This window comes from Pseudomonas yamanorum, from assembly GCF_900105735.1.
GTDB lineage: Bacteria > Pseudomonadota > Gammaproteobacteria > Pseudomonadales > Pseudomonadaceae > Aquipseudomonas > Aquipseudomonas yamanorum.
The window spans coordinates 277,750-290,213 of sequence record NZ_LT629793.1 but is presented as its reverse complement, the minus strand read 5'-3'; the positions used below and the strand labels follow the sequence as shown (position 1 = coordinate 290,213).

Sequence of the window (12,464 nt, the reverse complement as noted above, 5' to 3'; positions counted from 1 at the left end):
CGACTGCGGCTGGACGGAGAGTGCGTGGTGTATGGATATGTTGGCAGCGGGGCGCAAATCAGCAATTCTCATGAGGCATCCTTCAGGCGGCGTTAGGAAGACTACGGCCGTTGATGGATGTCCTTGCAACGGCATTCGATGTGTCGTTCACGAGTACGCTACGGTTCCGAGGACTGCCTGGCAGGATTTATTGCGAAACGATGCGTGAAGCGCGGGTGCGACGCTTGAGAAATGTCACCAGGGCCTGTGGAGTGCCTGCGCTTATTGCGTGGGCGCTCCATAACAATTTGCGTCCGCCCATAGGTGCCCATCGAACTTTGTGTTTAACTTCGGCACCTGAAATTCGTTTCACTACCACCACTAGAAGGATTCCGTTCATGGCTCAAGTTACCCTCCGAGGCAACCCTGTCCAGGTCGAAGGCGATTTGCCGAAAGTCGGCGCCAAGGCGCCAGACTTCACCCTGACTGCCGGCGACCTGTCTGACGCGACCCTGGCGACTTTCGCCGGCAAGCGCAAAGTGCTGAACATTTTTCCAAGCGTTGATACCCCGACCTGCGCCACTTCGGTTCGCAAGTTCAACGCCCAGGTCAACGACGTGAACAACACCGTAGTGTTGTGCATCTCCACCGACCTGCCATTTGCCCAAGCGCGTTTCTGCGGTGCGGAAGGCCTGGAAAACGTGAAGAACCTGTCGGACTTCCGTGAGGCAGCCTTTGCTGTCGACTACGGTGTTGCGATTGCTGATGGCCCGCTCAAAGGCCTGACCGCCCGTGCCGTCGTGGTACTGGACGAGAACGACAACGTGCTGCACAGCGAACTGGTCAGCGAAATCGGCCAAGAGCCGAACTACGAAGCGGCCCTGGCTGTTTTGAAGTAACTGTTACTACGCATTACTGTCGTTTTGCAGTAACACGCGTGATGCAGTATTACGGCCTGGCCTAGTCCAGGCCGTTTTTATTTGTGCTTCAGATGCTTAGCCGGATAGCAAATGGACTAAGCACAGAAGTTAAAAGTTGTAATCCAAGGTAAATAGCCGGTAAAGGCGCTTTTCTTAACGCGCTCCAGTGCTTATCTTTCAGCCTCCCAAAGAAGAAGCTCTCGCGCCCAATGGTTGATCACTCCATGCAATCCACCCCTCGTCACTCCCGCCGCTGGCTGTTCGGCCTGCTCGTGCTGCTGGTCATTGCCGGCTTGTGCTGGAAGTTCTGGCCCGGCAGCAGCCACAAAGACAGTGCCGAGAAGAAGCCCGCCGGGCATGCCGGCAAGTCGGGCATGATGCGCCCGGGGTTTGGTGGTTCTACCGGCCCGGTGCCGGTGCGTGTGGCGCCTGCGGTGCTGGGTGAGTTCCCGGTGTACTACAAGGCGCTGGGCACGGTCACCGCACTGAACACCATTAATGTGCGCAGCCGGGTAGGGGGAGAGCTGGTCAAGATCGCCTTTGAAGAAGGGCAGATGGTCAAGGCAGGTGACTTGCTGGCGGAAATCGACCCGCGCAGTTACCAGAATGCCTTGCTCCAGGCCCAGGGCACGTTGCTGCAGAACCAGGCCCAGCTGAAAAACGCCCAGGTCGACGTGCAGCGTTATCGCGACCTGTATGCCCAAGACAGTATCGCCAAGCAGACCCTGGACACCGCCGAAGCGCTGGTGTTGCAGTACCAGGGCACGGTCAAGACCAACCAGGGCGCGGTGGATGACGCCAAGCTCAACCTCGAATTTACCAAGATCCGCGCCCCGATTACCGGGCGTGTCGGCCTGCGCCAGGTGGACGTGGGCAACCTCGTCGCCGCCAACGACACCACCTTCCTGGCGGTGATCACCCAGACCCAACCCATCAGCGTGGTCTTCACGCTGCCGGAAAACACCCTGGAAACCGTGCTGGCGCGTTATCACGCCGGCAACAAGCTGCCGGTAGAAGCCTGGGACCGCGGCGACGTGGCCCTTAAAGCCAACGGCGTGCTGCAGAGCCTGGACAACCAGATCGACGTCACCACCGGCACCCTGAAATTCAAGGCGCGCTTCGATAACAAGGACCAGGCGCTGTTCCCCAACCAGTTCGTGAATGTGCACTTGCTGGCCGACACCCTGCATAACGTGGTGCTGGCGCCATCGGCGGCGATTCAGTTCGGCAACAATGGCACCTTCGTCTACGTGCTCGATGGCGACAAGAAGGTCAAGGTACGTCCGCTGGTGATCGGTGACTCCGACGGCGACAACACCGTGATCAAGCAAGGCTTGGCAGCCGGCGACCGGGTGGTGCTGGAAGGCACTGACCGCCTGAAGGACGGCAGCGACATCGAAGTGGTCAACGACAGCACTGAGGTGCCGACCACGCCGACCGAACACCTCCAGGGCCAGCCGGCAGCCAAGACGCAGCAAGGCCCGGCTGATGCCGGCAAGGCGCAAAAGGGCGGCGCATGAACCTCTCGCGGCTGTTCATCCTTCGCCCGGTAGCCACTACCCTGAGCATGCTGGCCATTGTTCTGGCCGGGGCGATCGCTTATCGCCTGTTGCCGGTTTCGGCCTTGCCCCAGGTGGACTACCCGACCATCCGGGTGATGACCCTGTACCCCGGCGCCAGCCCGGACGTGATGACCAGCGCGGTGACCGCGCCTCTGGAGCGTCAGTTCGGGCAAATGCCCGGCCTGACCCAGATGGCGTCCACCAGCTCCGGCGGCGCCTCGGTGCTGACCCTGCGTTTCAACCTCGACATCAACATGGATGTCGCCGAGCAACAGGTGCAGGCCGCGATCAACGCCGCCACCAACCTGCTGCCCAAGGACTTGCCGGCACCGCCGGTGTACAACAAGGTCAACCCGGCGGACACCCCGGTACTGACCCTGGCCATCACCTCCAAGACCATGTTGCTGCCCAAGCTCAACGACCTGGTCGACACGCGCATGGCGCAGAAAATCGCGCAGATCAGCGGCGTCGGCATGGTCAGCATCGCCGGTGGCCAGCGCCAGGCGGTGCGGATCAAGGTCAACCCCGAGGCCCTGGCGGCCAACGGCCTGAACCTGTCGGACGTGCGCACCCTGATCGCCGCCTCCAACGTCAACCAGCCCAAGGGTAACTTTGACGGCCCCACGCGGGTGTCGATGCTCGACGCCAACGACCAGTTGGTCTCGCCCAAGGAATACGCCGAGCTGATCCTCGCCTACAACAACGGCGCGCCGCTGCGGCTCAAGGACGTGGCGCAGATCGTCGACGGCGCCGAGAACGAACGCCTCGCGGCCTGGGCCAATGAAAACCAGGCGGTCTTGCTGAACATTCAGCGCCAGCCCGGGGCCAACGTCATCGAAGTGGTGGACCGGATCAAGGCATTGTTGCCGAGCATCACCGACAACCTGCCGGCCGGCCTGGACGTGACGGTGCTCACTGACCGGACCCAGACCATCCGGGCCTCGGTCAAGGACGTACAACACGAATTGCTGATCGCCATTGCCCTGGTGGTGATGGTGACGTTCCTGTTCCTGCGCCGCTTCAGCGCGACCATCATCCCGTCCATTGCCGTGCCACTGTCCCTGGTGGGCACCTTTGGCGTGATGTACCTGGCCGGTTTCTCCATCAACAACCTGACGCTGATGGCCCTGACCATCGCCACCGGTTTTGTGGTGGACGACGCCATCGTGATGCTGGAGAACATTTCCCGCTATATCGAGGAAGGCGAGACGCCCATGGCGGCCGCGCTCAAGGGCGCCAAGCAGATCGGGTTCACCCTGATTTCCCTGACCCTGTCGCTGATTGCGGTATTGATCCCGCTGCTGTTCATGGCCGACGTGGTGGGGCGCTTGTTCCGTGAATTTGCCATCACCCTGGCGGTGGCGATCCTGATTTCCCTGGTGGTGTCCCTGACCCTGACGCCAATGATGTGCGCGCGTTTGCTCAAGCGCGAACCCAAGGAAGAAGAGCAGGGCCGTTTCTACAAGGCCAGCGGCGCCTGGATCGACTGGTTGATCGAAGCCTACGGGCGCAAGTTGCAGTGGGTGCTCAAGCACCAGCCGCTGACCTTGCTGGTGGCCATCGCCACCCTGGGCCTGACCGTGGTGTTGTACATGGTCGTGCCCAAGGGCTTCTTCCCGGTGCAGGACACCGGCGTGATCCAGGGCATTTCCGAAGCGCCGCAGTCGATTTCCTTTGCGGCCATGAGCCAGCGCCAGCAGGAACTGGCGAAGATCATCCTCGAAGACCCGGCGGTGGAGAGCCTGTCGTCCTACATCGGGGTGGACGGTGATAACGCCACCCTCAACAGCGGCCGCCTGCTGATCAACCTCAAGCCCCACGGCGAACGGGACCTCAGCGCGGCACAGATCATCACGCGCCTGCAACCAGAGCTGGACAAACTGGTGGGTATCCGCCTGTTCATGCAGCCGGTGCAGGACCTGACCATTGAAGACCGCGTCAGCCGCACCCAGTACCAGTTCAGCATGTCCTCGCCGGACGCCGAGCTGCTGGCGCTGTGGAGTGACAAGCTGGTGCACGCCCTCAGTCAACTGCCGGAACTCTCCGACGTCGCCAGTGACCTGCAGGACAAAGGCCTGCAGGTGTACCTGGTGATCGACCGCGACGCGGCTTCGCGCCTTGGCGTGTCGGTCTCGACCATCACTGATGCGCTGTACGACGCGTTCGGCCAGCGGCAGATTTCCACCATCTATACCCAGGCCAGCCAGTACCGCGTGGTGCTGCAGGCCCAATCGGGGGAAACCCTCGGCCCGGCCGCCCTGAACCAGATCCATGTGAAAACCACCGACGGCGGCCAGGTACGGCTGTCCAGCCTGGCCCACGTGGAACAGCGCCAGGCCCAGTTGGCAATTGCGCATATCGGCCAGTTCCCGGCGGTGATGATGTCGTTCAACCTGGCCCCCGGCGTGGCGCTGGGCAAGGGTGTGGAACTGATCAACCAGGCCCAGAAGGACATCGGCATGCCCGTCGGCGTGCAGACTCAGTTCCAGGGTGCAGCCCAGGCGTTCGAGGCTTCGCTGTCGAGTACCTTGCTGCTGATCCTGGCGGCGGTGGTGACCATGTACATCGTGCTGGGTGTGCTCTATGAGAGCTACATCCACCCGATCACCATTCTCTCGACCTTGCCCTCGGCAGCGGTGGGTGCCTTGCTGGCCTTGCTGCTCAGTGGCAACGACCTGGGGATGATCGCGATTATCGGCATCATCCTGTTGATCGGTATCGTGAAGAAGAACGCGATCATGATGATCGACTTTGCCCTCGATGCTGAGCGCAACCAGGGCCTGGACCCGCAAACCGCGATCTACCAGGCGGCGCTGTTGCGCTTCCGGCCGATCCTGATGACTACCCTGGCGGCGCTGTTCGGTGCGGTGCCGTTGATGCTCGCCACCGGTTCCGGTGCGGAGCTGCGTCAGCCCCTGGGTCTGGTGATGGTTGGCGGGCTGCTGGTGAGCCAGGTGTTGACCCTGTTTACCACTCCGGTGATCTACCTGTATTTCGACCGCCTTGGCCGGCGCTGGCGCAAAGAGCCCGCGCGCCTGGAGCCGGTTGAGTCATGAACCTGTCCGGACCTTTCATTCGCCGGCCGGTAGCGACCATGCTGCTGAGCCTGGCGATCATGCTGCTGGGCGGCGTCAGCTTCAACCTGCTGCCAGTCTCGCCTTTGCCGCAGATCGACTTCCCGGTGATCGTGGTGTCGGCCAGCTTGCCCGGCGCCAGCCCCGAGGTGATGGCGTCTACGGTGGCCACGCCGTTGGAGCGCTCTTTCGGCGCAATTGCCGGCATTACCACCATGAGCAGTTCGTCGAGCCAGGGTTCGACCCGGGTGATCCTGGCGTTCGACTCCAATCGCGACATCAACGGCGCGGCGCGGGAAGTGCAGGCGGCGATCAACGCCTCCCGTAACCTGCTGCCCAGTGGCATGCGCAGCATGCCCACCTACAAGAAGATCAACCCGTCCCAGGCGCCCATCATGGTGCTGTCCCTGACGTCGGACGTGTTGCCCAAGGGCCAGTTGTACGACTTGGCCTCCACTATCCTGTCCCAGAGCCTGTCCCAGGTGCCGGGGGTGGGTGAAGTGCAGATCGGCGGCAGCTCCTTGCCCGCCGTGCGGATCGAACTTGAACCCAAGGCCCTCGACCAGTACGGCGTGGCCCTGGACGATGTGCGTAACACCATCGCCAATGCCAACGTGCGCCGGCCCAAGGGCTCGCTGGAAGACAGTGAGCGCAACTGGCAGATCCAGGCCAACGACCAGCTGGAAAAGGCCAAGGACTACGAACCACTGCTGATCCGCTACCAGAATGGCGCGGCCCTGCGCCTGGGGGATGTGGCGAAGATCAGCGATGGCGTCGAGGACCGCTACAACAGCGGCTTCTTCAACAACGACTCGGCGGTGCTGCTGGTGATCAACCGCCAGTCCGGTGCCAACATCATCGAGACGGTGAAGCAGATCAAGGCGCAACTGCCGGCCTTGCAGGCGGTGTTGCCGTCCAGCGTCAAGCTGAACCTGGCCATGGACCGTTCGCCGGTGATCACCGCCACCTTGCACGAAGCCGAGATGACGTTGCTGATTGCCGTGGCCCTGGTGATCCTGGTGGTGTACCTGTTCCTCGGTAACTTCCGTGCCTCGCTGATTCCCACCCTGGCGGTGCCAGTATCGCTGGTGGGCACCTTTGCGGTGATGTACCTGTTCGGCTTTTCCCTGAATAACCTGTCGCTGATGGCACTGATCCTCGCCACCGGTCTGGTGGTGGACGATGCCATCGTGGTGCTGGAGAACATTTCCCGGCACATCGACGAAGGCGTGCCGCCGATGAAGGCGGCGTACCTGGGGGCGCAGGAAGTCGGCTTCACGCTGCTGTCGATGAATGTCTCGCTGGTGGCGGTGTTCCTCTCGATCCTGTTCATGGGCGGGATCGTTACCAGCCTGTTCCGCGAGTTTTCCATCACCTTGGCGGCGGCGATCATCGTCTCGCTGGTGGTGTCCCTGACCCTGACCCCGATGCTCTGCGCCCGCTGGCTCAAGCCCCATGTCAAAGGCCAGGAGACAGGCTTGCAGCGCTGGAGCCAGAAAATCAACGACCGCATGGTGGCCGGCTATGCCCGCAGCCTGGACTGGGTGCTGCGTCACAAGCGCCTGACGCTGCTCAGCCTGTTGGTGACCATCGGGGTCAACGTCGCCCTGTATGTGGTGGTGCCGAAAACCTTCATGCCCCAGCAGGACACCGGGCAACTGATCGGTTTTGTGCGTGGCGACGATGGGCTGTCATTCAGTGTCATGCAGCCGAAGATGGAAATCTTCCGCAAGGCAGTCCTGCAGGATCCCGCCGTGTTGAGCGTGGCAGGCTTTATTGGCGGCAACAGCGGCACCAATAACGCGGTGATGCTGGTGCGGCTCAAGCCCATCAGCGAACGCAAGATTTCTGCCCAGGCGGTGATCGAGCGCATGCGCAAGAATGTGCCTCTGGTACCGGGCGGGCGCCTGATGTTGATGGCTGACCAGGACCTGCAATTTGGTGGCGGCCGCGACCAGACCACCTCGCAGTATTCCTACATCCTGCAAAGCGGCGACCTGGCGGCCTTGCGCCTGTGGTACCCGAAAGTGGTCGCCGCGTTGCGCGAACTGCCGGAACTCACCGCCATCGATGCCCGTGAAGGGCGTGGTGCGGCCCAGGTCACGCTGATTGTCGACCGCGACCAGGCCAAGCGCCTGGGCATTGATATGAACATGGTCACCGCCGTGCTCAACAACGCCTACAGCCAGCGCCAGATTTCCACCATCTACGACAGCCTCAACCAGTACCAGGTGGTGATGGAGGTCAATCCGAAGTACGCCCAGGATCCGATCACCCTTAATCAGATGCAGGTGATCACGTCCACCGGTGCACGCGTCCCGCTGTCGGCCATCGCCCACTATGAAAACAGCCTGGCGGATGATCGGGTCAGTCATGAAGGCCAGTTCGCCTCGGAAAACATTGCGTTTGATATGTCACCCGGGGTCACGGTGGAGCAGGGCACGGCCGCTATCGAGCGAGCGATTGCCAAGGTCGGCTTGCCCGAAGATGTGATCGCGAAGATGGCCGGTACGGCCGACGCCTTCGCCGCCACTCAGAAAGGCCAGCCGTTCATGATCCTCGGTGCGCTGGTGGCGGTGTATCTGGTATTGGGGGTTCTGTACGAGAGCTACATTCACCCGCTGACCATTCTGTCGACCTTGCCGTCGGCGGGGGTGGGCGCGTTGCTCTCGATCTATCTGCTGGGGGGCGAATTCAGCCTGATCTCGCTGTTGGGGCTGTTCCTGCTGATCGGGGTGGTGAAGAAAAACGCGATCCTGATGATCGACCTTGCACTGCAACTGGAGCGCAAGGACGGCATGAGCCCACTGGAATCGATTCGCGCCGCCTGCCTCGTGCGGCTGCGCCCAATCCTGATGACCACCCTGGCGGCGATTCTGGGCGCCGTGCCGCTGCTGCTCAGTACCGCCGAAGGCGCGGAAATGCGCCAGCCCCTGGGCCTGACGATTATCGGCGGGCTGGTGTTCAGCCAGATCCTGACCCTCTACACCACGCCTGTGGTTTACCTTTATCTCGACCGCCTGCGCCACCGTTTCAACGGTTGGCGCGGAGTGCGTACCGATGCTGCCCTGGACACTGCGCTATGACCGACTCAACGTTTCCCACCGTGCAACGTCTGGCGATGACTCGCGGCTCCAAGCTGCTGAGCCTGGCCCTGTGCGGCGTGATGCTCAGCGCCTGCGCCGTCGGCCCGGACTACAAACGCCCCGAATTGACCGAGCCTGCCCAGTACAAAGAGGCCCAGGGCTGGCGCCAGGCCGCGCCCAGCGACTCGTTGGCCCGGGGCGCCTGGTGGGAGTTGTACGGCGACAGACAACTCAATGAGCTGGTAGAAAAACTCAACAGCTCCAACCAGACCGTGGCCCAGGCCGAGGCGCGTTATCGCCAGGCCGCCTCGCAGGTGCGCAGTGCCCGTGGGGCGTTCTTCCCCACGGTTGACCTGAGTGCCTCGAAAAGCCGGGCCAGCCAGGGTACCGGCAGCAGTAACGCCAGCCTCAGCAGCTCCAGCAGCGGTATCCGCGACACCCTGAACACCCAGCTGGGCGTGAGCTGGGAAGCCGATATCTGGGGCAAACTGCGCCGGGGCCTGGAAGCCAATGAAGCCAGCGCCGAAGCCAGCGCAGCGGACCTCGCGGCGATGCGCCTGAGCCAGCAATCGGAGCTGGTGCAGGATTACCTGCAACTGCGGGTCATGGACGAACAGACCCGTTTGCTGCAAGCCACGGTGGATACCTACCAACGCTCCCTGCAAATGACTCAGAACCAATACCGCGCCGGTGTCTCGGGCAAGGATGCCATTGCCCAGGCCCAGACCCAATTGAAAAGCACCCAGGCCAGCATGATCGACCTGATCTGGCAGCGGGCGCAGCTGGAAAACGCAATTGCCGTGCTGATCGGTGTGCCGCCGGCCAACTTCAACCTGGCGGTGAGCAAGGATATTCCGGCGCTGCCGCAGATTCCGGTGAGCCTGCCGTCGCAACTGCTGGAGCGCCGCCCGGATATCGCCCAGGCTGAGCGCTCGGTGATTGCGGCCAACGCCAATATCGGCGTCGCCAAGACCGCCTACTACCCGGACCTGACCCTGAGCCTGGCCGGCGGCTATTCCAGCAGCACCTACGCCGACTGGATCAGCCTGCCGAACCGCTTCTGGTCGGTGGGACCGAAACTCGCCATGACCCTGTTTGACGGCGGCCAGCGTTCGGCGGAAGTCGACCGCGCCGAAGCGTCCTACGACGAAACCGTAGCTAAGTATCGCCAGACCGTACTGGATGGTTTCCGCGAAGTGGAAAACTACATGGTGCAGCTCAAGGTCCTGGAAGACGAAGCGGTTGTCAGCAACGAAGCCCTCGACGCCGCCCGTGAATCCCTGCGCCTGACCCAGAACCAGTACAAGGCCGGCCTGATCGCTTATCTCGATGTGGTCACCGTGCAAGCGACGGCCCTGAGCAACGAACGCACGGTGCTGACCCTGCTGCAAACCCGGTTGGTGGCCAGCGTGCAACTGATCGCGGCGCTGGGCGGTGGTTGGGATGGGCAAATGCAGCTGAGCGACAAGAAGTAAACAACGATCCGCAGCTGTACTGGCTTGTGTGGGAGTGGGCTTGCTCGCGAAAGCGGTGGGTCAGTCAACTGTGTATGAACTGACCCGCCGTTTTCGCGAGCAAGCCCGCTCCCACAAGGGTTTTGCGGTGCTTTTGAGCCAGTAGTTTGGCGTCAAATTCTGAATGATGGCTATACGATAATATTTCAGGTGTACAAGAATTAATCTCGCTACAATCCCCGACTTTTCACCCCGGCACGGAAGCCGTTTGGCCCATTGGTCACGAGAAGTCCCATGCTCACCGGTAGTTATTCCCCCGCCCTGGTCCTGATTTCCCTGTTCGTCGCGATCCTCGCGTCCTATACCGCGTTGGACCTGACAGGCCGTATTGCCACGGCCAAAGGCCGCGCCGTTTACCTGTGGATGGGCGGCGGTGCGCTGGCAATGGGTGTGGGCATCTGGTCGATGCACTTTATCGGCATGCTTGCCTTTCGCTTGCCCATCAGTCTGGGCTATGACATCGACATCACGGCGCTGTCATTGCTGATCGCAGTCCTTTCCAGTGGTTTTGCCTTGTGGCTGGTCAGCCAGCCGCGCTTGCCCGCCTGGCAGCTGGCGTTTGGCGCCTTGATCATGGGCGCCGGCATCAGCGCCATGCATTACACCGGCATGGCCGCGATGCGCATGACGCCCGGCATCGACTACGACCCCACGCTGTTCACCGCCTCCCTGTTGATTGCAGTGGGCGCTTCGGCGGCGGCCTTGTGGATCGCCTTCAATCTGCGGCGCAACACGCCTTACGTGCGCTTGGCCCGGGGCGGAGCGGCGATGGTGATGGGCGTGGCAATCGTCGGCATGCACTACACCGGCATGGCCGCTGCGCGTTTCGCCGATGGCAGTTTTTGCGGCGCAGCCCTGACAGGCCTCAGCGGCAAGGGCCTGGATAATCTGGTGCTGGTGACCACCCTCGCGGTGCTGATCATTGCGCTGCTGACCTCGCTGGCCGATGCCCGCCTGGAAGCCCGTACCGCGGTGTTAGCCAACTCCTTGACCCAGGCCAACCAGGAACTCACTCACTTGGCCCTGCACGACATGCTCACCGGCTTGCCCAACCGCACCTTGCTCGCTGACCGGATTCAACAAGCGATACAGCGGGTGAACGAGGAGGGCGGTTGCTTCGCGCTGATGTTTATCGACCTGGATGGCTTCAAACCGGTTAACGACGCCTTCGGCCACCACATGGGCGACCAGTTGTTGCAGGAGGTCGGCCTGCGCCTGCGGGAAGACTTGCGCAGCCAGGACACCCTGGCCCGCATCGGCGGTGATGAGTTTGTCTTGCTGGTGCAGTTGACCCAGCCCGACGACGCGCTGCGCCTGGCCGAGCGCCAGGTGGGCCTGATCAACCAGTCGTTCCGCGTTGCCGAACACGAGCTGAAGATCTCCGCCAGCATCGGTATTGCGCTGTTCCCCGGCAACGGCGCCACGCCCCAGGAACTGCTGATGAACGCCGACGCGGCGATGTATCACGCCAAGGGCATGGGCAAGAACGGCTACAGCTTTTTCGATGTGTCGATGAACACCAATGCGCGCAAACAACTGCAACTGCTGCAGGACTTGCGCAGCGCCGTGGAGCATGAACAGTTCCGGCTGTATTACCAGCCCAAGTTCGACGCCGTCAGCGGTCGCCCGGTCGGTGCCGAAGCCCTGCTGCGCTGGGAGCATCCGCAACAGGGCTTGTTATTGCCGGACAAGTTTATCGAGCTGGCGGAAAAGACCGGGCTGATCATCCCCATCGGCGACTGGGTGCTCAATGAAGCCTGCCGCCAGATGCAGGTGTGGTACGCCCAGGGCTATCACGACTGGCGCATCGCGGTGAATCTGTCGGCGTTGCAGTTCTGCCATGCCGGGCTGGTCAAGAGTGTCGCCAACGCGCTGGAGCGCCACCGGTTACCGGCCAACAGCCTGACCCTGGAAATCACCGAGACCACCGCCATGAGCGATGCCGATGCGAGCATGACGGTGTTGCAGAAGCTCTCGGACATGGGCGTCGATCTGTCCATCGACGACTTTGGCACCGGCTATTCGAGCCTGATGTACCTCAAGCGCCTGCCGGCCAATGAACTGAAAATCGACCGTGGGTTTGTCCGCGATCTGGAGCACGACAGTGACGATGCCGCCATCGTCTCGGCCATCGTGGCCCTCGGCCAAGCCCTGGGCCTGCGTATTGTGGCCGAAGGGGTCGAGACCGATTCACAGCAGAGCTTCCTCACACGGCTGGGCTGCGACTCATTGCAAGGTTATCTGCTGGGGCATCCGTTGCCGGCGGACCAATTTATGACGGACATTAAAAAGGCCACCGCCGGAGTGGCCGATACCCGCGGCTGAGTGC

The 12,464-nt window shown here is 62.1% G+C and carries 6 protein-coding genes; all 6 read left to right on the top strand.

The window, feature by feature from the left end:
- Positions 1-377 precede the first annotated feature (377 nt).
- The 6 genes from tpx to BLU46_RS01355 all read left to right on the top strand — a co-directional run bounded on the left by tpx (position 378) and on the right by BLU46_RS01355 (position 12,460).
- Positions 378-878: a thiol peroxidase gene (tpx, locus tag BLU46_RS01380; RefSeq protein WP_003207496.1), complete on the top strand. Its 501-nt coding sequence runs from the start codon at positions 378-380 to the stop codon at positions 876-878.
- Positions 879-1,108: 230 nt separating this feature from the next.
- Positions 1,109-2,419: an MdtA/MuxA family multidrug efflux RND transporter periplasmic adaptor subunit gene (locus BLU46_RS01375; protein WP_063030754.1), complete on the top strand. Its 1,311-nt coding sequence runs from the start codon at positions 1,109-1,111 to the stop codon at positions 2,417-2,419.
- A complete protein-coding gene (locus BLU46_RS01370; protein WP_093197537.1) occupies positions 2,416-5,517 on the top strand; it encodes an MdtB/MuxB family multidrug efflux RND transporter permease subunit in 3,102 nt (1,033 codons plus the stop codon). Before BLU46_RS01375 ends, BLU46_RS01370 begins: the two co-directional genes overlap by 4 nt.
- Complete coding sequence (locus BLU46_RS01365) at positions 5,514-8,621, top strand: efflux RND transporter permease subunit (RefSeq protein ID WP_063030750.1); 3,108 nt, start codon at positions 5,514-5,516, stop codon at positions 8,619-8,621. The genes BLU46_RS01370 and BLU46_RS01365 overlap by 4 nt, the downstream gene beginning before the upstream one ends.
- Entirely contained in the window at positions 8,618-10,096 is a 1,479-nt protein-coding gene (locus BLU46_RS01360; RefSeq protein ID WP_063030748.1) for an efflux transporter outer membrane subunit, read from the top strand. The genes BLU46_RS01365 and BLU46_RS01360 overlap by 4 nt, the downstream gene beginning before the upstream one ends.
- A gap of 273 nt (positions 10,097-10,369) precedes the next feature.
- Positions 10,370-12,460, top strand: a complete 2,091-nt coding sequence (locus BLU46_RS01355) for a putative bifunctional diguanylate cyclase/phosphodiesterase (protein ID WP_063030746.1) — start codon at positions 10,370-10,372, stop codon at positions 12,458-12,460.
- Positions 12,461-12,464 lie beyond the last annotated feature (4 nt).